This is a genomic window from Priestia sp. ABM2_011 (assembly GCF_056158845.1).
The window spans coordinates 1,460,800-1,484,078 of record NZ_JBSWUB010000001.1 but is presented as its reverse complement, the minus strand read 5'-3'; the positions used below and the strand labels follow the sequence as shown (position 1 = coordinate 1,484,078).

The window sequence follows — 23,279 nt, the reverse complement described above, 5'->3', positions numbered from 1 at the left end:
AATGGTCCTCCTTATCGTATCGTAATCAATTGATCACTCAGGCGAACGGTTGCTTCTGTTGAACTCAAAATATCCTCTACGGTATAAGGAGACATTAACTCGGTTAGAAGAAGCGCATCTTTTTCTACTTTAAAAACCGCCCGATCCGTAATAACTAATCCCACGCAGCCCGAAGCAGTAAGAGGTAAAGAGCATGTCTTGACCAGTTTTGGTTCTCCTGTCTTACTCGTATGATTCATTAGCACAATGACTTTTTTCGCTTTTTGAGCTAATTCCATCGCTCCTCCCATCCCAGGAACTCGCTTACCTGGCACAATCCAATTAGCTAAATCCCCTTTTTCACTCACTTCTAACGCACCAAGAATGGTCATATCGACGTATCCTTTTCGAATCATCGCGAAGGCTGTAGCACTATCACAGTATGAAGCCCCTTGAACAGTAGTTGTTGGATAGCCTGCTGCATTGCAGACATTCTCATCTTCTTCACCTAAAGGAGGCGAAGATCCTAACCCTAAAATTCCGTTTTCAGCATGAAACATCACATGAACAGCGCTTGGTACATAATTAGGAATAAGAGAAGGAATGCCAATCCCTAAGTTAACAATCATGCCGTTTTTGAGTTCAGCCGCAGCACGTCTTGCAATACGATGACGAATATCTATTCCCAAACCCATTTCCAATTCACTCCTTTTGAAGGCACAATATAATCCACAAATACGCCTGACGTCATCACATTCTCTGGGTCAATGTCGCCAAGAGGAACGATTTCCTCCACTTCAGCAATAGTTATACGACCTGCCATAGCCATTAATGGATTAGTGTTTCGAGCGCTTTTATCATAGAGCAAGTTGCCGAATGGATCTGCTTTTTTTGCATATACAAAAGCCACGTCGGCTGTGAGCGGTTTTTCAACTAAAAATGTCTTGCCGTCTACTTCCACTTTTTCTTTTCCAAATTGAATAATGTCATTTTCTATTCCTACATCAATCAGTACTCCTCCAAGTCCAACTCCCCCCGCTCGAATCCGTTCAGCAAGCGTTCCTTGAGGAGAAAACTCAACTTTCAGCTTTTCTTCTGTCATCAGCGTTCCAGCCACGGGATTCGATCCAATGTGAGAAGCGATCAGTTTTTGAATTCTTCCTTGACTTACTAATTTTCCCGCACCAATATGAGGAAAGCCTGAATCATTACATATCAGTGTGAAATTTGATTTTTCGCTTTCAATAAGACCGTCAATGAGAGAAGGCGGACTGCCTACGCCTCCAAACCCTCCTATCATCAGCGTAGCAGCATGATCCACGTATTCAATTGCTTGTTCCACAGTTGTAATCTTTTGAAATGAGTTTTCGACCTTTGTCACTTATTTCACCTCATCTCCCTGTTTTTCATTTTGTACTTCATACAATGTTTTCGAAAGCAACACGACCGCTTCATCAAGTTGGCGATGAGTAATCGTAAATGGTGGCGCAATAATAATACCGTCTCCTTCTACTCCATCTGTTCCTGCTTGTGAAGGATAAAGGAGAAGACCATTTTTATGGGCTTTACTTATTACGCGCGCCGTCATATTTTCGGAGGATGAAAAAGGCTCCTTGGTTTTTGGATTTTGTACAAGCTCAAGACCAACTAGTAAGCCTTTGCCACGAATATCACCAATGATAGGGTAAAGAAGTTGAAGCTCCTTCAATTTTTTTACTAAATAGTTTCCTTTCAGCGCTACTTGTTGAACAAGATCGTTCTTTTCAATATAGGCTAAGACAGCTAGCCCTACAGCCGCTGACAGCGGATTAGCGCTTAGCGTATGGCCGCTCATAATTAATTTGGATCCGTTCATGATAGGTTCAATCGTTTTGCTGCTAGCTAACGTAACGGCTATCGGTGTATATCCTGCTCCCACTCCTTTTCCAAGCGTCATGATGTCTGGTTTAGCTCCCCAGTGCTCATATGCAAACATCACGCCTGTACGCCCAATGCCAGTCATGACTTCATCGGCTATCCATAACACATCATATTTATCACAAATTTCTCTTATCACTTCATAATAACCGGGTGGAGGTGTAAGAGCTGCTCCGGCAGCTCCTACAATGGGCTCTGTAATAAAAGCAGCAATATGTTCAGGGCCGGTTCGTTTGATAACTGTTTCCAATTCGTGTGCACAAGCAAGATTACAGGATGGATAGGTTTGATGAAACGGACATCGATAGCAATAAGGAGGTGAAACCGAAGGATAATCTTCAAGCAAAGACGAGAAACGTTTTCGTCTTCCAACGTGCCCTGACATAGACAGCGCTCCTATTGTAATACCGTGATAGCTCATCCAGCGTGACAAAACCTTTGTTTTGGTTGGCTTTCCTTGCTCTTGAAAATGCTGAATGGCTGTTTTCATAGCCGTTTCAGTCGCTTCTGTCCCGCTGTTAACAAAAAAGCTCCACTGGAAATGATTGCTGCTTAATTCACATAGTTTCTTAGCTAAGGCTTCCGTCGGATCGCTTGTAAACTGCGACCGATATACAAACGCAACTTTCTGTGCCTGATCCGTCATCGCATCAATAATTTCTTTTACGCCGTGTCCGATACTTGCTGTAACTGCCCCTGACGAAGCATCTATGTACTTTTTTCCATCTTGGTCGTACAAATAAATTCCTTTTCCATATGAAATAACTGGGTAGTCGTCGTCGAGCAGCGGCTTTATAACATGGGTCTTATTCATTTCCGCACTCTCCTTTCAAACACATACTCTTATTAAACTGTATGCTGAAAAGAAGAGTTTCTTGCCAATAAAAAAAGCCCTAGCATATAGCTAGAGCTTTTACATTTATTAAGCCGATTGCGTTACAGATTTATCGATACGCTTTGCTTCTGACTCAGCCACAATAACGGCACACGCAGCGTCCCCCGTAATATTTACAGATGTACGAAGCATATCAAGCAAGCGATCAATCCCGATAATCAATCCGATACCTGCTACAGGCAGGCCAACCGAACTCAATACCATCGCTAGCATAATGAGACCAACTCCCGGCACGCCTGCTGTACCAATACTAGCAAGCACCGCTGTTAATACAACCGTCACAAGAGCACCCAGCGACAGGTCAACGCCGTATACTTGCGCAATAAAAATAGTCGCGACACCTTGCATAATTGCTGTTCCATCCATGTTAATGGTAGCACCTAACGGCTGAACAAAACTGCTGATGGACTCCGGGACACGAAGATTTTTTTGAGCCACATTCATTGAAATCGGAAGCGTTGCACTACTGCTTGATGTACTGAATCCAACTGTCATCGCAGGAGCAAAACCTTTAAAAAATTCAATAGGGTTACGTCTGGCCATAAGAGCGACTGACCCCCCATATGTTACAATCGAATGGATGAACAGTGCGAGCACGACTACAATCATGTAAAGCCCCATCGCTTTAATTGCCTGCCAGCCTTGACTTCCAACCGCTGTTGCAAGAAGCCCAAATGTTCCGTAAGGAGCAAACTTCATCACTAGATTTACAAGGTACATCATCAATTCATTGCCTTGCTCGAGTAAATTATAAAGCCCTTTGGTTTTACTTCCAAGCATCGTAATACCAAAACCGATAAAGATAGAGAAAACGATAAGTTGAAGCATATTCCCTTCAGCCATCGCTTGGATTGGATTGACTGGAATCATATTTAAGAATGTCTCTCCAACCGGCGGTGCTTTTTCAGCTTCAAAAGAAGCGTTTTGTGTATCAAAAGATCCAAATGTTCCTGGTTTAATAACAAACGCTAATAATAAACCAATTACAATAGCAACGGTTGTTGTCACTAGGAAGTACGAAACTGTTTTTGCCCCGATTCTTCCCAGTTTTTTAGGATCTCCTAAACCTGCTACGCCTAACGTGATAGAGAAAAACACAATTGGTACAACAAGCATTTTAATTAAGCTTAAGAAAATTTGCCCAAGCGGCGTAAACAAGTACTTGTCCAGCGGAGCAAAAGCACTTGGAGCAAAAGCATTAATCAACACTCCTACAACAGCACCAGCAATTAGCGCGATAATGATCTTTGTCGATAGCTTCATAGATTTACCTCCCATAAATAAATTATATTAGAATGATTCTAACTACTATACTTATTTTACCATGCATTGAGGGTGATAACACTCAAAATATACAATATATTAAAAATTTTCAGATTAATAGTTTAGGAATATTTTTAGCTATACAAAAAAACATGAGAATATCATGGTTTCATAGACCTGTTATTCCCTCACTGAATGCTTACGGAGTTAGCTGTCGGATTCGGGTACGTGAGTTACCCTACTTGATTCATTCAAGATTCACCCCAAGTACATTACGCACAAATATGGGTCCTCCGTTCTCTTATAAAACAAAAGAGATTAAGCAAATAATTTTCTTTAATATTTTTGCATGATAATAATTGTTACTTTAATTAAAATTCATTTTATGTATTCCTGTCAAGTTTTTATTCAAAAATAATGCATGATTTTATCGTAAAAAGTTGAGAATTGTTATATTTTAAAATATTTACATCATATTTTAATAAACCAAAAACACTTATTTAACAAGACTTACAATCTAATGAATAAAAAATTAATTCAAAAAATAGTTTATAAAGTGAACTTTATTTCCATTAATATCATTCATTAATATGTATAATTATTCTAATATCCATGTACTTTACTGCTTCCATAAATATTTTACTTATCAAAAAAAATAACTCTTTCCAACTGTTGATTTTATCCTTGTACTGCTTGATATACACTCCCTAAAATTTCACTGACTTTATTGATGCGAAGAAATCGACATTATCAATTCCCCTTATTCTACTTAATTCTGCTCAAGATAGAAGTATAGATTTCCTACTATCTTTTAAAAAAGGAGCGGGTAATTATCATATAAAACTATCGGAGTTGGAGCGGTACAAGTTCTTTACTTTTTACTTATTCCCTCTCGTTATTTAACCCATAAAAAAAAGAGGCCGTGACGGCCTCTTTTTTTATACAGTAACAGGTTCAGAACTTGCTTTACGATTCTTTAATTTTTCAACAATGTCACGCGCTACCCACACACCACACGCACTTGCCTGCGCGAGTCCTCGCGTAATACCAGCTCCGTCTCCTCCCACGTATAAACCGGAAATTTCAGTTTCAAACTTATCGTTTAACTTCGGACGGGCGGAGTAAAATTTCGCTTCCACACCGTAAAACAGCGTATGTTCAGATGCTAACCCAGGCGTTACATGATCCAGTGCTTCTGTCATTTCAATTAAGCTTTTCATTGTATTGTATGGAAGCACTAAACCCAAATCACCAGGGACAGCTTCTTTTAACGTTGGTTCTAAAAAGCCTTCTTTAATTCGATTCGCTGTTGAACGGCGCCCCTTTAAAATGTCTCCATACTTTTGAACAACTAAGCCTCCGTTTGACAGCATATTAGCTAATCTTGATACTTCGTGCGCATATTCGTTCGGCTGATCAAATGGATCCGAAAATTTATGAGAAACAAGCAGCGCAAAGTTCGTATTTTGACTTCCAAGCTTCGGATCTTTGTATGCGTGTCCATTTGCTAACATAATCCCTGAATGATTCTCTACTACCACATGCCCTGAAGGATTGCTGCAGAACGTTCTGACTCTTGTACCTACAGACGTATTGTAAATAAATTTCCCTTCGTACAAGTGCTTGTTGATTTCTTCCATAACAACGTTAGATGTTTCTACTCGAACACCGATGTCTACTTGATTGTTAATCATTTTCAAACGGCGTTTTTTTAGTAAGTCGCTCATCCACTTCGAGCCGTCTCGACCTGGTGAAACCACGACTTTATCAGCCGTAATTCTGTCACCATTCTTCAATTCAATACCGCGCACGATATGCTGACCATCTTCTTTTTCTGTTATTAAATCGGCTACTTCCGTTTTATACTGCATATCAATTTTTTCTTTTAAGTATTCATAAATGCTTTTTAAAATTTCTAAATTTTGCTCTGTTCCTAAATGACGCACTTGGGCACGCAATAGCTTTAATCCTGCTGCGTATCCGCGTTTTTCAATTTCACGAACTTTATCAGTTAACGGATCCGTAATCGTATCGGTTGCTCCGTGTTTTAAATTAATTTCATCCACGTATTTAATTAAATCTACCACCTGTGATTCAGACAGATAATCCGTCATCCAGCCTCCAAATTCACTGGTGATATTAAACTTCCCATCTGAATATGCGCCGGCTCCACCGAAACCATTTGTGATAGAACAAGCAGGCAAACAGCCAGCAAACTCTTTTCTGCCAACTGCAGGCGGACATTTTTCAATTTTTTTCTGAAGAATCGGACAATTACGTCGATAGATATCGTGTCCTTTATCGATTAATAAAATAGTTGCTTCCGGTAATTTTAACGTTAGCTCATAGCAAGTAAAAATTCCAGCGGGTCCTGCCCCTACCACAATAACATCATAATTTGAGTTCATTGTACATTCTCCCATCATCTTTTTTCTTTGGGTAAAAGATAAAAGTTATTGACCGAATTTTCTTTTTTTATTATCATTCGGTTATTTTCTAGACATTTGATAATATATCAAAAACAAACCCTTTAGTCAACAATATACACGAACATTAAAATAAAAAATTAAAAAAACATTCGTTTTTATTTTAACCAAACAAAAACCAGCGAACGAATAGCAAGCGCTACGAAATGTTCACTGGTTCTTTAATATACGGAAGAGCAATTTCTACTTTTGTTCCTACTCCTACTTTACTCGCAAATGAAATATGCCCTTGATGCTGTTCGATTATTCGGTAGCTAATCATTAATCCTAGCCCAGTTCCTGTTTGTTTGGTGGAATAAAATGGTTCACCTAGCCGAGCTAAAGATTGCTCATCAATTCCACATCCTTCATCCTCGATAATGACCATGCCGTATTCATTTCTTTTCTCAACGGTAACTTTAACTGTACCTTTGCTCATTGACTCAAGCGCATTTTGAATTAAATTAATAAAAACTTGTTTAAGCGCATTTTCTTCACAAAAGATTGTAATCTCATCACTAATCTCATTAATAATACGACAATTTTTATAATTGGCGTGTGTATCTAATAGTAATGTCACGTGACGTATGATTTGATTGAGACTTTTCGGATGGTATGAATTTTCAATTTTAGGCTTGGCCAGCGTTAAAAATTCTTGAATAATGGATTCGACGCGATTCAATTCTTCAAGCATAATATCATTGTATTCTTCATTATACTGTTTCGATGCTTTTAGCAGCTGAATAAACCCTTTAATCGCCGTCATTGGATTACGGATTTCATGTGCTACTCCTGCCGCTAGCTTGCTCACCATTGTAAGCTTTTCAGATTTGCTTGCCATTTCATCATATTTTTTTCGATCCGTTACGTCGCGAATAATATACTGAATGGCATCCTGTCCTTCAAACTTAATTTTGGTTGCCGAAGATTCAATAATGACGACCCCTTTTTTAGTCAATAGTTTCACATCAACACGTGGCCTCACGGACATTCCATTCATCAGCTGAACCATTCGTTCTTTTACAATTTCTAAATGTTCGGGGTGAATAAAGTGAAGCCAAGGACGCCCGATATACTCTTCTTTTTTCTCGCCGCCAAGAAGTTTAACACCAGCGGGATTCAAATATTGAATTCTGCCTTCTCTCGTTACAATAAATGCATCTTGACTCTGCTGGACAAACTGCTTATATTGCTTCATTTTCCGAATGACTTCCTCTTGCTTTTCAATACTTGAGGAAAACTCTTTCCACTGAACAACTAAGAGCGGAATATCTTCTTCCGTGCGCTGAATATGGATATGCATCGGAAACTGCTGATCTACTTTTTTCTTAAGTAAAACAACTTCTTCCTCTTGCTTTCTTAACGGTTCCACTTCATGCTTTTCAATAAAAAAGCGATTTGGCTCTTCAAATACATTACAGGAAAGAAGCCGTTCCTCCGTCGTTTTAAAAAGGTGGCAGCAAGCTTCATTTAAAATTTGAATATCGCCATCCATATTCATTACGAGCATTGGTGTAAATGACATTGAAAATAGTTGTTGAAATACTTTTTCCTTTTCCATATATTCACCTTCGCTTATTGAGTTACTAGCTATAGTATAATATGGTAAATGTTGATTTGGCAAAATTTTTTTATTATTTAAACAATTTATATGTAAGTTTGTCCTTTTCCATCTTTTATAAAAAGCTCGCACATGCGAGCAAATGAGACCTAATCAGCAAAAACAAGTGCAGCCAATGATGATTAATAAAATAAATAGCACAACAATTAATGCAAATGACTGGCCCGTTCCGCAATGATGATAACCGCCAATTGGATAGTGGCAAGTATCATATAGGTGGTGATAGCCTCCGTGATGGCATGGGTCGTAACAATCGTAGTTATACATAGCAATCTCTCCTCTTGTTTTTTTCATTTCGTACACTGTACTTTATATGCGTTAGTTGATTGTCCTGTATGTGCATTCGCCCATTTTTTACTTTCTCTTACGCCATATTCGCCTTTTGGGCTGCAGCGTATACGAAAACAACAAAAGTAAAATACTGCCCATCACCAGTAGCGTAGTAAAATCTTTCATAAACTCAATAATGACCCCTATATACGGGAGATGGTATGCGTAGCTTCCAATCACTTTAAAAGAAGCAGGCAAAGAATTTCTTTGAGCTGTAACCAGTACATCAGGGTCTTGATTATGGGCCAGTACAAGTTCATTCTTTGAAGAAGATGATTCGTCTCTAAAGACAACCATATCTCCGCGATGCAGGTGGTGATAATCCGTTTCTTGAACGGTTACAGTGAAACCAAATAGGCTTGGAACTGTGCTAACAAATAAAAATGTAAAGCAAATTGCATAAAGAACAAGTACATATCGAAACGCAGAAAACATACATTTATTGATCATAGGTAATCAGCTCAATTCGCTCGGTTACTTTATTTAGCGCGGGGGTAATGTGATTAAATGAAGTAGAGCGCTCTGTAAATTGAATTAAAAGTAGCAGCAGTAAAAAACTTAACATGATTAACCGTAGCATCCGAGCATAAAAATCACGCATGCTCTCACTCCTTTTTTCTATACTAAATTCGGTCGTACAATAAGCCTTCAGTCAATAATTTGATTCAGTATATGCACATAGAGGGCGTTTGGCTCATTGTTTCTTCTTGGAGATCTCGGGAGTGATCAGTGATCGGCATAAATTATGAGTTTTAGCATATGTTTGGTTACGTATGGAAATGTTTTTATACTCCGACAATAAGGGAGCTGAACATATGGCTAATTATTCCTTTGATCAATATATTAAAAAAGCAATGAAATACGATTTTCTAGCTAACTACTATAAGTATAGTGATCCATCTAAGCATATTCATTATTATCAAAAGCATTTGTACTATATCCAGCAGGCCATCTTAACTTCTTCTGAAAATACGAATTTACGCGTAAATCCGCCGCAAATTCGTATACTTCACGCTTCTCCAGATTCTCCATCTGTAGATATTTATATTAACAACAAACGAGTGATTCGCAACTTAACTTATAAACAAGAAACAGATTATATTGAATTACAAGAACCTGGAAGATACACAATTTCTATTTATCCCGCTGGAGAAACGGGAAGACCTGTTTTAACGGAATCATTTACATTTGAAGGAAACCAAAATTACACGGTAGCGGCGGTAGATGAGCTAAACAAGCTTGATTTATTATTTATCTATGACAATACGGATGTACCAAGTGGAGAAACGAAGCTTCGGTTTGTGCACCTTTCTCCTGATGCTCCTGCTGTGGATATTGCGGCTAGAGGTGGAGACGTCATTTTTTCTGGCGTACAGTTTAAAGAAGTCACAAAATATTTGCCTTTATCCCCCATGCATGTTCAACTTAGTGTGCGCATAGCAGGAACCAAAAATGTAGTACTCGAAATCCCAGCACTGAACCTTCGCCCGAATCGAACATATACGGTATATGCCGTCGGATTTGCTAAAAACCGTCCTGCATTAGAAGCGCTGATTTCCCAAGACCGTTAACAAAAAAAACCTTCCAAATTGGAAGGTTTTTTTTATTCACTGCGCGAAATTAAACGTACGCGAATATCATCATTTTTTAAATCAAACTTTTGTACTTTTACAGCAAAATCACTCTCTAACTTCATCTGCTGTAACGCTACGTATACTGATTCATTCTTTGGATCGATTGTTACCCATTCTGGTAGCGCAAAATTATTATTTACGTATCGAAGCACTGTGCGGACAGGCAGCTGCAGCTTCCCAACAGAAAGTGACTGCTGTTCAAGCACAATATCTCCATTTTTTTGTACGATCGGATCAAATGTCATTCGAATATTAATATCATCGCCGAATACTTGAATCGTTCCGTCTACTCTTACTACATCGGTAAGAGTAATTTTGTAGTTAAGCGGCTGATTCTTAAATTCTTTTTTTAAATATTTATCAATCAGTACATTTAAGTCCGCTTTTTTAGCCAAAATAGTTAGTTCTGCGTCTCCTTCTACTTTTTCAGAGGGAGTTGGATTGACCTTGTCAACCGGTTGAAAAATAAACGCAATAATAAGGATAGCCCCTAGAACATTAATCCCTAATAACGCGATAAATAGGGTTTTCCACTTCTTCATATAACAATCTCCTTACTCGTTCCCACTCTCTTTCGTGTTTTTCTCTTTTTCATCAGATGTAACTTCTTCTGCTGTTTCCTTTTTCTGGTCTCCAACGAGAGGATCTTCTTCCTCCATTGATTTACTAATGCGCTCAGCCATTAGTTTGTACCCTTTTTTATTAGGGTGAAACTCGTCTTTCCCTAATAAATTTACGTCAGAATCATAAAAAATATCATCAATTTTTACATAACTTACATTATCATATTGAGAAGCAATTTTCTCGCTTGCCGCATTCCATTCATTAATAACGACATTAATTTCTTTCACATCACTTAACGATTTAAAGAATGGATTATAAAAACCGATTAAATAAATATGGGCATTAGGATTAAGCTTACGTATGCGTGAAAACACGTCATTTAGACGTTTTTCATATTTTGACTGCTGTGATTCAAACGTCTTAATTGAGATATTGTAAAAGTAATCCCTTACCACTTTCATCACGTCATTGCCGCCAATCGTCAAGAAAACGATGTCTGCTCTTGATACTTCAGCTGCTACTCCCGGCTGATTTAACCTCGCTAATAGCTGATCCGTCCGATTTCCTCTTTTGCCTAGATTCTCTGTTCGTACATTTTGCACTTCATTTTGTTTAGAAAGGTATTTAGTTAAGTATGGTACATAACCGCCTTTTTTAGACTCATCTCCTACTCCTTCAGTTAATGAGTCGCCAATGGCTACAATATCTAAATCTACAGGGAAAAAGCCTTTCGGAATATGCTTTTTAGGTGTTAAATCCACTTCTTTCTGAACGGCTTCTTCTTTATTGTCCGTTGGCAAAAAAGTCGTTGTCGAACAGCTCGCTAACACCACCGCACTCATACTGCTTATCACTATACTTTTCCATTTTCTCATCATAACACCTACTAACTATGCTGTATTCTCGCTGTCACAAGCAATACTGCTTACCGCTCTGAATAACTATATCTTTATATCTTATCATACTATGTCAAGTTGATATTTTACTACGTTTCTTATATATAGTATATGTAAAAAAAAGGATAAGCATGTTTCTTTCATAAAAATATCCGCTCACACATCACTGTAAAGATAGCTGTGTGAGCGGATAGATTTGACGATTTTATAGCTCTTACTGAAGGGTTTTAATATCTTTTATCATATCATCATAAGGAGGATCAGTCACTCCCTGATAAGATTTTTGAACCACTCCATCTTTGTCAATTAGAAAAAAATACGTACCGTGAATAACCTGCGGATCTTCTTGCGGCTTTTTCACAATCATCTTAAATTGATCCAGCGCAAACTTTTCAATTTCCGCTTGTTTATAGCCCGTTAAGAAATCCCAATTCGAAAAATCAGCGCCAAATTTAGTCGCATAGTCCTTCATTTTCTGAGGAGTGTCCACTTCAGGGTCTACGCTAAATGAAACAAAGTGAACGTCCAGGCCTTCATCCTTAGCCATTTTTTGTAATTTAGCCATATGAGCCGTCATTGGGGGACATACGGTTTCGCAGCTTGTGAAGATAAAGTTAGCTACCCAAACGTTCCCTTTCAGCTGACTTAGCCCTACTTTCTTTTGATCTTGGTTAACATAAGAAAAAGAGTCCATCTTCCAATTAAGCGGATTTTCTATTTTGGAACCACAGGCTGTTAACATCATGCAACTAATAAGCAGTAAAAAAAACAATTTATAAGACCAGCTTTTCATATGTTCCTCCTGCACGGTTAAAGTTTAGTCATAGCTAGGGAAAATCAAGATAAACGTTGAACCTTTTCCTGGTATGCTTTCCACTTCAATTCTTCCATTCATTTGTTCCACCAGTTGATAAGAAACCATCAGACCAATCCCTGTTCCTTTTTCTTTTAAAGAATAAAACGCTGTTCCCAGCCGCTTCACTTGTTCACTGGTCATGCCTATACCAGTATCTTCAATTTGAATATGTACATGCCCTTCTCGCTTGTAAAGCCCCACTCGAAGCGTTCCCCCAGCTCTCATGGCTTCAATTCCATTTTTCATAATATTAAGCAGAACTTGATTCAATTCGTTTCGGCTGCCGCGAACATACATCTCTTCTTTTGCGTCTAATTCTATGAGTATATTGTTTGTTAATAAAGCATAAGAAGATAATAAATCTACTAAGCTTGTAATACACTCCAAGCAGTTAATAAAACGATGCTGGTGAACATCCGGCTTGGCTAACGATAAATAGTCATGAATAATCGCTTCTGCTCTGTCCATTTCATTAATCATAAGATGAATGTAACTTAATTCAGTGTTTGAAAGCTTTGTGTTATCTTGAAACAGCTGCAAAAACCCTTTTACCACCGTCATAGGATTTCGAATTTCATGCGCTACAGAAGCAGCTAATTGGCCAATTGCATTCATTTTCTCCGCTCGCTGCAATTCCTTTTGCATCCTCGTTTTTTCCATAATAACTTCCAATTCATCAATCGCTTTGGTAATTCCGTCTTTTGTATGACTGAAATCTGTTTCTACATTCAGGTGTTCTTTTGTTACTGACACTTGATGAAAAAGCTGCTGCAGCCGCTCGGTCATTTCATTAAATCTTGTGTGTACATTCCCTAACTCAGAATCATCTTCGTGTGTCAGCTTCACATCAAATTTCCCTTGACTAACCGCTTGAATTCCTTCTATTAATTCCCCAAGGGGCGACATTAATCGCCTTAGTCCCCAGTCTTGAATCACAATAATGAAGGTAAACAGAAGCGTAAACGCAACGACCAAAGACACAATTAAACGTTTTTGATAGATATAGATAGCGCTTGCATCTACATCTACACCAAGAATAGCCACAACTTTTCCAGAGCTGTTTGTAATAGGCGATAAAACGGTTATCCACGTCCCGAATTCGTCTTTGTATGTAGATGTTACGATATTTTTCTTTTTTCGTTCTGCTTCCTTAAATGATTTGTAAAATTCTTCTCCCCCATAATAAATCATGGACGGCTCTAGCGATTGCTTAATTTTCTTATTCGCTGTTACGATAATCTTATTTCCATGCGATTTAAATTTTTCGGTCGTCATAATATATCCCTGCAAGTACGACGGATGCAATTCATAAATCTTTCTGAACTGCTTTTCTAGCTCGTCTTTTTCAGGAATCGGCCCGTTCCTTGAATCCACTGCTGCTATTACGTCTTGTTTAGATAAAGACTCCCTCCATAAATCGGCCATAATTAACACATGCTGCGTTAACGTCTCTTTTGCCATTTTTTTTTGAACTTGATAGCTAATGGCTAAAGAAATGACTCCAAGGGCAACTACAATTAAAGTAGAAAATAAAACCGTTTTGTTAAACACACTCAAATTTCGAATATATTTTTTCATCGGTATACTCCGGATTCAAAAGAATAGTAACCAGCACAGCATTCGCTGGTAGAAAGTTGATTCTATTATATCACACGTTCGTCCACTTCTCTTTCTCCTTTTTCCAAAAAAGAGAAAGCCAAAAAAGTGACTTGCAAAAAGCAACTCACTTTATTCAGCAAAATACATAAAACCAATTGCACCAATACCCGTATGCGTCGAGATAATAGGCGTCGTATCTTCAATCGAAAATTGCGTATAGCCTCTTGCCTTCACGATTGATTCTTTTAGCTTAGAAGCGAGCCCAAGTCCATCTGCATGTACAAGCCCTACTCCTTTAATACTTTTTCCTTCTGTATGCTCTTCGAACTGCTTCGTTAAAAACTTAACAATTTGAGAATGACTGCGCACTTTAGCAACAGGAGTGTATACTCCGTCAGCTAGGGAAGCAATTGGCTTAATATTTAAAAGAGAACCGATTAGCCCTTTTCCACGTCCAATACGTCCACCTTTAACCAAATTTTCAAGCGTATCGACTACGACAAAAAGATTCGTATTTTGACGCACCTCTTCCAAGCGCGCGACAATTTCTTCTACCGTATGCCCCTCTTCAATCATTTTCACCGCTTCAAAGACTTGAAACGAAAGAGCTTTTGTAATGTACATAGAATCGACAACGGTGATATTTCCTTCCACCATTTGAGCCGCGCTTTCAGCTGCTCGAACGGTTCCGCTCATTCCTCCAGTCATATGAATGGAAATGACGTCATACCCTTCACTCACTAATCGTTCATATACTTCAACAAAAGAACCAATAGCCGGCTGAGAGCTTTTTGGTAATTTTTTTGAATTTTTCATTTTTTCAATAAAATCTGTCGGCGTTAATTCCACGCGATCCAAATATGTTTCATTATCAATATTAATACATAAAGGTATCATCTCAATACCGTATTTTTCAGCTTCTTCCAACGTTAAATCAATTGTTGAATCCGTTACCACTTTAATTTTCGACATGTGTTCACCCCTATAAGATGCATTGCAAACTAGTATAACATGAACGCTTACAACAATATAGTTATAATAGAATGCAAGTTTTGCTAATTCGTAAAATGCATGTTCAACCTTTTAGATCAACAAAAAAAGTTGACTCTGCTGAAATATTCAGAAAAGTCAACTTTTACGTTTATGCATTATGCTTTAATACATGAGACTTAAAGAGCTGTTCGTAATCTTTCCATTTCAGCACGCGTTTTAAATATTCTTGAAACGAGTAGGTTTGCTTCGGAACTGATTCGTTCGTGATTTGTCTAATAAATAAATCAAGTTTTGCAGATAACATGAACCGAAACGTGCTATTTTCCTCTAAAACTGGAATTTCAGTAATTTTTACTTTTTGACCACTGACATGTTTAAATTCAAGGCTTTTTAATAGCAAGGCGATCAACCCTCTTTTTACCCGTTTATTTTATTATAATGCTTGAGGTACTTTCTGTCTTGATAAAATAAAAAGAAAACACAAATATTTTTTAAAATAAAAATGCTTCATCAACTTATTCGACAGTTGATGAAGCATTCCTTTTTAAAACGAGCTTCTATTTAAATAAATAAGTGAAACAAGTTGCTTTCTTTATTAATTTCTGTGTAAGGAAATCCTTTTTTATCCATACGATTAATTAGTGGATAATAATCTTCTTTATGCTTAAGCTCGATTCCCACAAGTGCAGGCCCGCTGTCTTTGTTATTCTTTTTCGTATACTCAAAGCGCGAAATATCGTCTGTCGGTCCAAGCACTTCGTCTAAAAATTCACGAAGAGCTCCTGCGCGCTGAGGGAAGTTAACGATAAAATAATGCTGTAATCCTTCATAAATCATCGAACGTTCTTTGATTTCTTGCATACGTCCAATGTCATTGTTGCCTCCGCTGATGACGCAAACAACCGTTTTTCCTTTAATTTGCTCACGGTATGAGTCAAGAGCAGCAATCGAAAGAGCTCCTGCTGGTTCTGCTACAATCGCATTTTCATTGTATAGAGATAAAATGGTTGTGCAAACCTTGCCTTCAGGAACAACTACAATATCGTCCACAAGCTCTTTACTGATGTCATACGGAAGCGTTCCAACTGTTTTAACAGCCGCTCCGTCTACAAATGGATCGATTGCCGGTAGCGTCACTACATTTCCATTTGCTAAAGATGTCTGCATACCAGGCGCGCCTGCTGGTTCTACCCCAATCACAGCTGTTTGAGGCGAGATGCTTTTTACGTATGTGCCGACACCGGAAATTAATCCGCCCCCGCCGATACCCGCAAATACGTAGTCAATTTCATCTTCACAGTCATTGAACATTTCAACGGCTACTGTACCCTGTCCTGCAATAACGTCTACATCATTAAATGGATGAATAAATGTTCGATGCTCCTCTTCACTGCATGCAATAGCTTGTTCATAAGAATCATCAAACGTATCTCCGATTAGTACGACCTTTACGTTATCTTTGCCTAGAAATTTCACTTGATTAATTTTTTGGCGTGGCGTTGTGCTCGGCATAAAGATTTTACCATCGATATTTAAATGACGGCACGCATATGCTACACCTTGTGCGTGGTTTCCTGCACTTGCACAGGCAATTCCATTTTCTAATTCTTCTGGGGATAACTTTTTGATTCGATTGTACGCACCGCGGATTTTAAATGAGCGCACCACCTGTAAATCCTCACGTTTTAAATAGATATTACATTCATATCGTTCAGACAAAACGTCATTACGCTGTAGTGGTGTATGCACAACAACATCTTTAATCAATTGATTTGCAATCATGATGTCCTCTAAATGTACGTGTTTTGTTCGATTATCTACTTGTTGTTTCATAACCAACTTCCTTCCTCTTCTACCATTATTAATTTGTACATTATATCACATAAAATTTAGAAAAATCATTATTTTTCATTAATAATGACTAAAAAAACTTTTCCAACTATTTTACTGTCCACATACTTTACATATGTTTAGCAAACGCTAAATAGACTTACAAAATTGCCCATACTTTCTACATGCAGCTGATGCTATAACAGGTATAAATTAAGAAAGGTTGTGGAATAAATGGAGTTTTCACTTCAAAGTTATGAAAGTGCCATTCTGTGCGAAGTAGTTGCAGATGAAGAAAACGGTAGATATATGCTTCGCAAAGCAGATACAAGCGGAGAAGTTTTTAATACACCAAGCGAGCTGATTCAATGGATTGAAGCAAACTGGAGCGCTGAACAGTTTGTTAGCACAGCCGCTTTTCACGAAATGATGAAGCAATTAAAATCAATATAAAAAGAGATTGAGACATAACGAAATAGACCTCACCTAAAGACGTCTAATATGAATCGGTTTTTACACCGCAGTTGATTTCCGTGCAAGACTTCGCTTTCCGCGGGCGGTGAGCCTCCTCATTGCTTCCGCTCCCGCATGGGTCTTCGCCTTGCCCTCCAATCAACTGCTAAAAGCACCTACATACATGAAACCTACGTTCACCATCACAAAGAAAGATCCGAACGATGAATCGTTCGGATCTTTCTTCAACTACCATACTTTTGTCCCAGACTCGCATTTTTTTAATAAGGGAAATCAGCTTCGCTCGTATACGGTAAAATAATACGTGTAGGGATTTTTTTCATCTTTAATTCCTTGCTGCTTCGAAATAACTTTCCATTCGCTCAAATCAATCGCAGGAAAATGTGTATCGCCGTCAAAAGATTCTTCAATATGCGTAATATAAAGTCGGTTTGCAACGTCTAATGTTTGCTCATACAGAGTAGCTCCACCAATCACAAAGAGCTCGTCTTCTTTTTCAGCATCTAATGCTTCTAGTTCCTCAACTGAATGAATAACGGTTGCTCCTTCTTGCTGATAATCTTTTTGACGCGTAAGAACCACATTTTCGCGATTAGGGAGCGGTCGTCCAATTGATTCAAATGTTTTTCTTCCCATTACAATCGTATGACTCGTTGTGATGCGCTTGAAATACTTTAAATCTTCCGGAAGACGCCATGGCAAATCATTCTCTTTACCAATCAGCCTATTTTGATCCATTGCGACAATGAGGGAAATCATACGCTCACAGCTCCTTTAATGTGAGGATGCGCATTATAATCTACTAACTCAAAGTCTTCAAATTTAAAGTCAAAAATTGATTTTACGTCTGGATTGATTTTCATTTTTGGTAATGCATGAGGCTCGCGCGTCAACTGCAGGTTTACTTGTTCGATGTGATTGCTGTAGATATGCGCATCACCAAACGTATGAACAAAATCACCCGGCTCTAAATCACACACTTGTGCCACCATCATTGTAAGCAGCGCATATGAAGCTATATTAAACGGTACGCCTAGGAAAATATCAGCTGAGCGCTGATACAATTGACAAGACAATTTGCCGTCCGCTACATAAAACTGAAATAAGCAGTGACAAGGCGGCAAAGCCATATTGTCTACATCAGATACATTCCAGGCGCTTACCATTAAGCGGCGCGAATCAGGATTGTTTTTGATTTGATTAATAACATTTGTAATTTGATCAATTTTTTCGCCGTCCGGCGTTGGCCATGAACGCCACTGATGACCATATACAGGGCCAAGCTCGCCGTTTTCATCCGCCCATTCATTCCAAATGCGCACGCCGTTATCTTGTAAATACTTAACGTTTGTATCTCCTTGTAAAAACCAAAGCAGTTCATGAATAATTGATTTCAAATGAAGTTTTTTTGTCGTTAATACCGGGAAACCTTCTTGTAAATTAAAACGCATTTGATAGCCAAATGTGCTAATTGTACCTGTTCCTGTCCGATCTTCTTTTTTTGTTCCATTTGCTAACACATGCTCGCAAAGTTCAAGATATTGTTTCACTTCCGACACTTCCTTTATTAAAAAGTCCTTTTCTATTGTATAAGTGTTCACGGGCTAAGTAAACAACTAAATCTCAGCTCATATAGAAAAGTTCTTTATCATGTAGGTACGCGATTTCCCCGAAAAAAAAAACGAGAATGAGACCTAATGAAACCTACGTTTACCATGACCATAAAAAAATCCGAACGAATTTCATTCTCTCTCAAGAATCTCGATTCATCGTTCGGATTTCCTTCGGCTAAACTACTTTTTAACAGCTTAGTCTTTGTTAATTAAATACAATTGTGCGGTTTTCATGCACTAAAATGCGGTCTTCTAAGTGCCATTTCACAGCGCGTGCAAGCACCGTACGTTCAATTAAGCGGCCTTTTTTCTTTAAGTCATCCGCATCATCACGGTGATTCACGCGTTCAATATCTTGTTCAATAATTGGTCCTTCATCCAAGTCGTCCGTTACATAGTGAGACGTAGCACCAATTAATTTTACGCCTCGTTGATATGCACGTTCATATGGACGTGCTCCAATGAATGCCGGTAAGAATGAATGGTGAATATTAATAATGCGATACGGATTTTCAGCCACAAAGGTCGGCGTTAAAATTTGCATATAACGCGCTAAGATAATTACATCAATATCATAATCTTTTAATACTTGAAGCTGTTTTGCTTCTGCTTCTTGACGAATGTCTTTTGTCGCTGGTATATGCTTAAATGGAATGCCAAACGATTCAACTACTTCGCGCGCATCTTCGTGATTGCTTACAACGACAGCGATGTCTGTCATCAAGTCTCCGCTTTCCCACGCCCACAGCAGCTCTAGCAGACAGTGAGGCTCTTTTGACACAAAAATAGCTGTTTTTTTCAAATTATGAGCATATGTAAACTGCCAGTTCATCGAAAATGTATCGGCAATCTTTTTGAAGCTTTCTTCTAGCTTTACTTCTTTAGCTAATAAATCCTCACATTCAAATTCGAAACGGATAAAAAACATGCCGCCTTCATGGTTTGTTGAATGTTGACTTGATTCTACAATATTTGCACCGTGCTCATGTAAAAACGTAGACACAGCGGCTACAATACCCGGTTTGTCCGGACAGCTAATTAGCAGCCGACCTCGGTTTTTATATTTCTCTTTATATGAAGTTAAATGTTTTTGAATATGCGATTTCATGTAATTCCCTCTCTTTTTTTAAATATACAGACAATTGTACCATTATCCTTGTAGCGATGCGACATTGAAATAAGGCTTTGACAAAAGAAAGCCGAAACGTTTGCTTCGGCTTGCGTATTTGTTGTTCTACCATCTACTCCATCAAATCGTTCATTCACTGATCTTTACGTTCTACACATACATAAAATGAGTGTTTCCTAAAGTGCTGCAGCTCATCCCCTTCGCTTCCTGCTTTTGAATTAACCATAAAAAGCCGCTGGCACAACACCAGCGGCTTTTCCTTATTATTGCACGGCTTTTTCACTAACTTCATGCAAGGCATTCCTCACCGTACCATATTCGCTTGCGTGAGGACGATCTCCGTCATCTTCGTATCCGTAATCAAACATTCGATTTCGATTTAACGTTAATTTCGTAATGGTTGGACGTAATAAATCAAACAGTTCAAATCGTTTTTTCAAATGTGGAAATGATGCTTGATAATGCAAGATTTCTGCTCGTACACTTTTCCAAAAGTCCTCTTCTTCTACACCTTCATGCTCTTCTAAGATGCTTGCTAAATAGCGGAAGTGACAAACAAATAACCCTGTTAAAATAAACTGCGTCAATCCTTCCGGCTCTTCGCTGCGCAGCACTTCTTTTAATTCAAAAGATAGCTGCTGCAGTTCTTCAAACGGCTGATCGCTAATATTCACGTCGTCTACAAAATCCTTCATAATAATTCGAACGGGCTTGTTGTTTTTAAGAACCAGTACCGTATTTTGACCGTGCGGGGAAAATACAGTGCCGTATTGATACAAGTAATGAAGTAGCGGCGGCAACACAGCGCTGGTTAGCGCATCAATCCACTCGTTAGGAGTTAAGCCTGACTTTTCAATATATGACGAAACTAAAGCTTTCCCTTTACTGTCAACATGTAAAAGCGCAGCTAGCGTAATCGCATGCTCTCCTTCTTCTAGCTCTTGATAAATGCTTTCACGCCAAACGACTCCAAGCATCTCTAGATACTGATAAGGCGCATTTTTAATAGAAGCGAACGTCCGCTGAGTTACGTTTAACGTAGCCACTTCACCTAAAAGTCCTACTTTGCACGTATCTTTTAAAAACGCATCGCGATCTCGTATGCCTTTAATGTGCTGAGTGACTTGAGGTGCAATGACCGTCCGCTCACTTGGAAGCCCTCTGTATACAAGGGTATTTAATATACTCATGGGAAGCTTTACATGATATTTATCTCGATTTGTTGTATTCACAAATGTCCGAATCGACTGCTGAGGAAAGTATTGATCTTCACCTTCTCCTAACGGAACAATTAAATCATTTGCAATGTATTCAGCGAATAAAGGAACAATTACGTTCATCCACTGCCATTCATGAACGGGAATATAATAATAGTCCGCTTTCGAAAGGCCTTGGCTTGTTAATTCTTTTTCAAATTCAGCTAGCCTCTCACCGCTTAGCTCCTGCTTCATAACATCATCAAAGCCGAGGGTATCCAACGAATGAAATGAAGCAATTTGCTTCTCTACAGCAATCCATGAAAGCTGAATTTCTTGTTTTTGCTCAGGCGCAAACCGAAGATAGTCATCATAACCAAACCCAATGCGCCCTTTATTATACGTAATCCAAGGATGTCCCGTCATTTCACCTTCTAGCTCTGCGTAATCCATATCTGCTAATTCATCAGCTGATTTTCGATTTTGTAAATGCAAATCTGCTATTAATGTATGAAAATATTCTTTTGCTAAGTGACCTGCGGTTGAGCTAGACATTCCTTTGTCTTCAGATAGGCTAATTAACAGCTGCAAGGCCTCCGAAAATGTAGGGGTTGACGTTTTAGATGTCAACTTAATACTTTCTGGTAGTACAGAAAAACTGTCAAACAATCGTTGTTTCGCTTGATATGTATACGTAACGCCCCGGTGATCTTCCCATCGATACGTGGCAAGCGCACCCTGCTTTTGCAGCTGTTTTGGCTCAATAATATTTTCATACATAAATTCCTGCAGCATTTTAGCTAAAAGCTGTCGATTTGCTTTTTCCCATGATTGCTTATTAAATACGGAAAGATTCGTTTCTTTGATTTTCATCCTTCATTCTCCTTTACTTGTCTTAGAATAGGGATTGTTTTATTACGCAGCGGCATTACAGCGCTAGCAGCTAGCAAAGCAGCTGCTCCCGCTACTAAAGGAAATGCCAAATCCACTTTGCTGATTTCTAATGCTACAATCGGTGCAATCAGCAGAGCGATATTTTGAACAGCAATAAGCCAGCTGTAATAGTAAGCAGCCGCTTCTTTACTTTTTCGAAATAAATAGATATCCAGTATAACCATGCTGAGATAAAACCCGGCTCCATATAAAATTCGGCTGATAATAAACACGCTGAGATGATCAGCATATGCCTGCAAACACAGCACCAAAACACTAGCACCCGTTATGCCATAAAAAAGCGGTATAACGTTGCCGTTCAATAGTTTGGTAGGTACCGTAAGCTTTAAGACAATCGCCATAATACTCGGCATCGCATACAGCAAAGCGCTGCCTTGACTGCTCATGCCATATGTTTCATGTGTAAACAATGTAAAATAAGGGCGAATGACATTGTGCCCAAGGTAAAAAAAGAAAATCGCCAGCAAATAAAAAAAGATGGGCTCGTTTATGCTTTGAATGGATGGCGTTTTTTCTGCTTTTAAAGGTAATGCTTTTCTTGTTAAGAGCCATACGGCCAGTACCATATCAATTAAAGCAAAGTATTGATATACGTTAAGCGGCATTTCCCATGCAATAACCGTACTTCCAAACAAGCTAGCGACAATAATCGCCGTATGAACAATAAATACATACGTTGTTGCAGCACTTGCCTTTTTCTGTCCTTTTTTCATGCCGCCTACTAAATAGGGGTACAAAAGATATAAACTGCTTTGAAATAGGAGCAGCACTAAGGAAGTAGCTAAAAATCCATAAAAAGTAGAAACTTCGCTCAAAATGACTTTAATTAAGGCCGTCATTAAAAGTGACGTTACAACTACATATTTTACGTTCCATTTCTTAAACAGCATTCCCCATAAAGGTGTCATAACAATGACCACAATCCGGCAGCAAATAATGAAAAAAGACGTCATCGCCACTCCATCTACATGAAATGCATGTGTAAAATACTGTGGATAAAATGGTGATAATAATACTTCTGACGTCATGGTCATAAACAAGCAGATAAAAACAAAGCGCGGAGAAATCATT

The 23,279-nt window shown here is 38.5% G+C and carries 23 protein-coding genes and 1 riboswitch; of the genes, 2 read left to right on the top strand and 21 right to left on the bottom strand.

The window, feature by feature from the left end:
- Positions 1–11: 11 nt before the first annotated feature.
- From ACXAE4_RS07755 to ACXAE4_RS07715, 9 genes are all read right to left on the bottom strand, one after another.
- Entirely contained in the window at positions 12–674 is a 663-nt protein-coding gene (locus tag ACXAE4_RS07755) for a 3-oxoacid CoA-transferase subunit B (protein ID WP_289578345.1), read from the bottom strand.
- Entirely contained in the window at positions 659–1,360 is a 702-nt protein-coding gene (locus tag ACXAE4_RS07750) for a CoA transferase subunit A (RefSeq protein WP_028415119.1), read from the bottom strand. Before ACXAE4_RS07750 ends, ACXAE4_RS07755 begins: the two co-directional genes overlap by 16 nt.
- Positions 1,361–2,710 carry an aspartate aminotransferase family protein gene (locus ACXAE4_RS07745; protein WP_289578347.1) on the bottom strand — a complete coding sequence of 450 codons (1,350 nt, stop codon included), beginning with the start codon at positions 2,708–2,710 and terminating at the stop codon, positions 1,361–1,363. It lies immediately after the preceding gene.
- Positions 2,711–2,818: 108 nt separating this feature from the next.
- Positions 2,819–4,054 carry a dicarboxylate/amino acid:cation symporter gene (locus ACXAE4_RS07740; RefSeq protein ID WP_165636114.1) on the bottom strand — a complete coding sequence of 412 codons (1,236 nt, stop codon included), beginning with the start codon at positions 4,052–4,054 and terminating at the stop codon, positions 2,819–2,821.
- Positions 4,055–4,234: 180 nt separating this feature from the next.
- A riboswitch (cyclic di-AMP (ydaO/yuaA leader) is annotated at positions 4,235–4,389 on the bottom strand.
- A 603-nt stretch (positions 4,390–4,992) separates the two neighbouring features.
- The gene (locus ACXAE4_RS07735) at positions 4,993–6,462 is read right to left on the bottom strand and encodes an NAD(P)/FAD-dependent oxidoreductase (RefSeq protein ID WP_028415122.1); all 1,470 of its coding nucleotides are present in this window, start codon (positions 6,460–6,462) and stop codon (positions 4,993–4,995) included.
- A 217-nt stretch (positions 6,463–6,679) separates the two neighbouring features.
- On the bottom strand, positions 6,680–8,080 hold the full coding sequence (locus ACXAE4_RS07730) for an ATP-binding protein (RefSeq protein WP_028415123.1): 1,401 nt from the start codon (positions 8,078–8,080) through the stop codon (positions 6,680–6,682).
- Positions 8,081–8,233: 153 nt separating this feature from the next.
- A complete protein-coding gene (locus ACXAE4_RS07725) occupies positions 8,234–8,407 on the bottom strand; it encodes a YjcZ family sporulation protein (RefSeq protein WP_080518349.1) in 174 nt (57 codons plus the stop codon).
- Between the two features lie 87 nt (positions 8,408–8,494).
- Positions 8,495–8,920, bottom strand: coding sequence for a hypothetical protein (locus ACXAE4_RS07720; RefSeq protein WP_232217062.1), 426 nt, complete (start codon positions 8,918–8,920; stop codon positions 8,495–8,497).
- Positions 8,910–9,071 (bottom strand): hypothetical protein, encoded by a 162-nt coding sequence (locus tag ACXAE4_RS07715; RefSeq protein WP_165573653.1) that lies wholly within the window; start codon positions 9,069–9,071, stop codon positions 8,910–8,912. Before ACXAE4_RS07715 ends, ACXAE4_RS07720 begins: the two co-directional genes overlap by 11 nt.
- A gap of 214 nt (positions 9,072–9,285) precedes the next feature.
- Between ACXAE4_RS07715 and ACXAE4_RS07710 the strand changes: the two genes are divergently transcribed.
- Positions 9,286–10,041, top strand: a complete 756-nt coding sequence (locus ACXAE4_RS07710) for a DUF4397 domain-containing protein (protein ID WP_014458542.1) — start codon at positions 9,286–9,288, stop codon at positions 10,039–10,041.
- 32 nt (positions 10,042–10,073) lie between these two features.
- Here ACXAE4_RS07710 and ACXAE4_RS07705 read toward each other — a convergent pair whose 3' ends face one another.
- The 7 genes from ACXAE4_RS07705 to ilvA all read right to left on the bottom strand — a co-directional run bounded on the left by ACXAE4_RS07705 (position 10,074) and on the right by ilvA (position 16,845).
- On the bottom strand, positions 10,074–10,646 hold the full coding sequence (locus ACXAE4_RS07705) for a YpmS family protein (RefSeq protein ID WP_028415126.1): 573 nt from the start codon (positions 10,644–10,646) through the stop codon (positions 10,074–10,076).
- A 12-nt stretch (positions 10,647–10,658) separates the two neighbouring features.
- Positions 10,659–11,543, bottom strand: coding sequence for an SGNH/GDSL hydrolase family protein (locus ACXAE4_RS07700; protein ID WP_014458541.1), 885 nt, complete (start codon positions 11,541–11,543; stop codon positions 10,659–10,661).
- Between the two features lie 235 nt (positions 11,544–11,778).
- The gene (locus ACXAE4_RS07695; protein WP_033579851.1) at positions 11,779–12,357 is read right to left on the bottom strand and encodes an SCO family protein; all 579 of its coding nucleotides are present in this window, start codon (positions 12,355–12,357) and stop codon (positions 11,779–11,781) included.
- Between the two features lie 24 nt (positions 12,358–12,381).
- The gene (locus tag ACXAE4_RS07690; protein WP_475235786.1) at positions 12,382–13,998 is read right to left on the bottom strand and encodes an ATP-binding protein; all 1,617 of its coding nucleotides are present in this window, start codon (positions 13,996–13,998) and stop codon (positions 12,382–12,384) included.
- A 150-nt stretch (positions 13,999–14,148) separates the two neighbouring features.
- Positions 14,149–14,991 carry a DegV family protein gene (locus tag ACXAE4_RS07685; RefSeq protein WP_289578351.1) on the bottom strand — a complete coding sequence of 281 codons (843 nt, stop codon included), beginning with the start codon at positions 14,989–14,991 and terminating at the stop codon, positions 14,149–14,151.
- Between the two features lie 169 nt (positions 14,992–15,160).
- Positions 15,161–15,412, bottom strand: coding sequence for a YpmP family protein (locus ACXAE4_RS07680; RefSeq protein WP_013058743.1), 252 nt, complete (start codon positions 15,410–15,412; stop codon positions 15,161–15,163).
- A gap of 161 nt (positions 15,413–15,573) precedes the next feature.
- Complete coding sequence (gene ilvA / locus ACXAE4_RS07675; protein WP_013084697.1) at positions 15,574–16,845, bottom strand: threonine ammonia-lyase IlvA; 1,272 nt, start codon at positions 16,843–16,845, stop codon at positions 15,574–15,576.
- Between the two features lie 231 nt (positions 16,846–17,076).
- On the opposite strand from ilvA, the gene ACXAE4_RS07670 reads away from it, so the two are divergent.
- Positions 17,077–17,295: a hypothetical protein gene (locus tag ACXAE4_RS07670; RefSeq protein ID WP_165636110.1), complete on the top strand. Its 219-nt coding sequence runs from the start codon at positions 17,077–17,079 to the stop codon at positions 17,293–17,295.
- A 294-nt stretch (positions 17,296–17,589) separates the two neighbouring features.
- Here ACXAE4_RS07670 and ACXAE4_RS07665 read toward each other — a convergent pair whose 3' ends face one another.
- From ACXAE4_RS07665 to ACXAE4_RS07645, 5 genes are all read right to left on the bottom strand, one after another.
- Positions 17,590–18,075, bottom strand: coding sequence for a dihydrofolate reductase (locus tag ACXAE4_RS07665; RefSeq protein ID WP_028415131.1), 486 nt, complete (start codon positions 18,073–18,075; stop codon positions 17,590–17,592).
- Positions 18,072–18,866, bottom strand: a complete 795-nt coding sequence (locus ACXAE4_RS07660) for a thymidylate synthase (RefSeq protein WP_013058746.1) — start codon at positions 18,864–18,866, stop codon at positions 18,072–18,074. The genes ACXAE4_RS07665 and ACXAE4_RS07660 overlap by 4 nt, the downstream gene beginning before the upstream one ends.
- A 268-nt stretch (positions 18,867–19,134) precedes the next feature.
- Positions 19,135–20,037, bottom strand: coding sequence for a formyltetrahydrofolate deformylase (gene purU, locus ACXAE4_RS07655; RefSeq protein ID WP_028415133.1), 903 nt, complete (start codon positions 20,035–20,037; stop codon positions 19,135–19,137).
- A 284-nt stretch (positions 20,038–20,321) separates the two neighbouring features.
- Complete coding sequence (locus ACXAE4_RS07650; protein ID WP_289578353.1) at positions 20,322–22,127, bottom strand: IucA/IucC family protein; 1,806 nt, start codon at positions 22,125–22,127, stop codon at positions 20,322–20,324.
- Positions 22,124–23,278: an MFS transporter gene (locus ACXAE4_RS07645; RefSeq protein ID WP_154989772.1), complete on the bottom strand. Its 1,155-nt coding sequence runs from the start codon at positions 23,276–23,278 to the stop codon at positions 22,124–22,126. Before ACXAE4_RS07645 ends, ACXAE4_RS07650 begins: the two co-directional genes overlap by 4 nt.
- Between the last annotated feature and the right edge of the window lies 1 nt (position 23,279).

Coding starts and splice junctions, on each gene's coding strand:
- ilvA (WP_013084697.1), bottom strand. CDS start 16,845: ATGAAACAACAAGTAGATAATCGAACAAAACACGTACATTTAGAGGAC.
- ACXAE4_RS07710 (WP_014458542.1), top strand. CDS start 9,286: ATGGCTAATTATTCCTTTGATCAATATATTAAAAAAGCAATGAAATAC.
- ACXAE4_RS07700 (WP_014458541.1), bottom strand. CDS start 11,543: ATGAGAAAATGGAAAAGTATAGTGATAAGCAGTATGAGTGCGGTGGTG.
- ACXAE4_RS07725 (WP_080518349.1), bottom strand. CDS start 8,407: ATGTATAACTACGATTGTTACGACCCATGCCATCACGGAGGCTATCAC.
- ACXAE4_RS07735 (WP_028415122.1), bottom strand. CDS start 6,462: ATGAACTCAAATTATGATGTTATTGTGGTAGGGGCAGGACCCGCTGGA.
- ACXAE4_RS07690 (WP_475235786.1), bottom strand. CDS start 13,998: ATGAAAAAATATATTCGAAATTTGAGTGTGTTTAACAAAACGGTTTTA.
- ACXAE4_RS07685 (WP_289578351.1), bottom strand. CDS start 14,991: ATGTCGAAAATTAAAGTGGTAACGGATTCAACAATTGATTTAACGTTG.
- ACXAE4_RS07670 (WP_165636110.1), top strand. CDS start 17,077: ATGGAGTTTTCACTTCAAAGTTATGAAAGTGCCATTCTGTGCGAAGTA.
- purU (WP_028415133.1), bottom strand. CDS start 20,037: ATGAAATCGCATATTCAAAAACATTTAACTTCATATAAAGAGAAATAT.
- ACXAE4_RS07745 (WP_289578347.1), bottom strand. CDS start 2,710: ATGAATAAGACCCATGTTATAAAGCCGCTGCTCGACGACGACTACCCA.
- ACXAE4_RS07720 (WP_232217062.1), bottom strand. CDS start 8,920: ATGATCAATAAATGTATGTTTTCTGCGTTTCGATATGTACTTGTTCTT.
- ACXAE4_RS07715 (WP_165573653.1), bottom strand. CDS start 9,071: ATGCGTGATTTTTATGCTCGGATGCTACGGTTAATCATGTTAAGTTTT.
- ACXAE4_RS07705 (WP_028415126.1), bottom strand. CDS start 10,646: ATGAAGAAGTGGAAAACCCTATTTATCGCGTTATTAGGGATTAATGTT.
- ACXAE4_RS07755 (WP_289578345.1), bottom strand. CDS start 674: ATGGGTTTGGGAATAGATATTCGTCATCGTATTGCAAGACGTGCTGCG.
- ACXAE4_RS07650 (WP_289578353.1), bottom strand. CDS start 22,127: ATGAAAATCAAAGAAACGAATCTTTCCGTATTTAATAAGCAATCATGG.
- ACXAE4_RS07695 (WP_033579851.1), bottom strand. CDS start 12,357: ATGAAAAGCTGGTCTTATAAATTGTTTTTTTTACTGCTTATTAGTTGC.
- ACXAE4_RS07730 (WP_028415123.1), bottom strand. CDS start 8,080: ATGGAAAAGGAAAAAGTATTTCAACAACTATTTTCAATGTCATTTACA.
- ACXAE4_RS07645 (WP_154989772.1), bottom strand. CDS start 23,278: ATGATTTCTCCGCGCTTTGTTTTTATCTGCTTGTTTATGACCATGACG.
- ACXAE4_RS07665 (WP_028415131.1), bottom strand. CDS start 18,075: ATGATTTCCCTCATTGTCGCAATGGATCAAAATAGGCTGATTGGTAAA.
- ACXAE4_RS07740 (WP_165636114.1), bottom strand. CDS start 4,054: ATGAAGCTATCGACAAAGATCATTATCGCGCTAATTGCTGGTGCTGTT.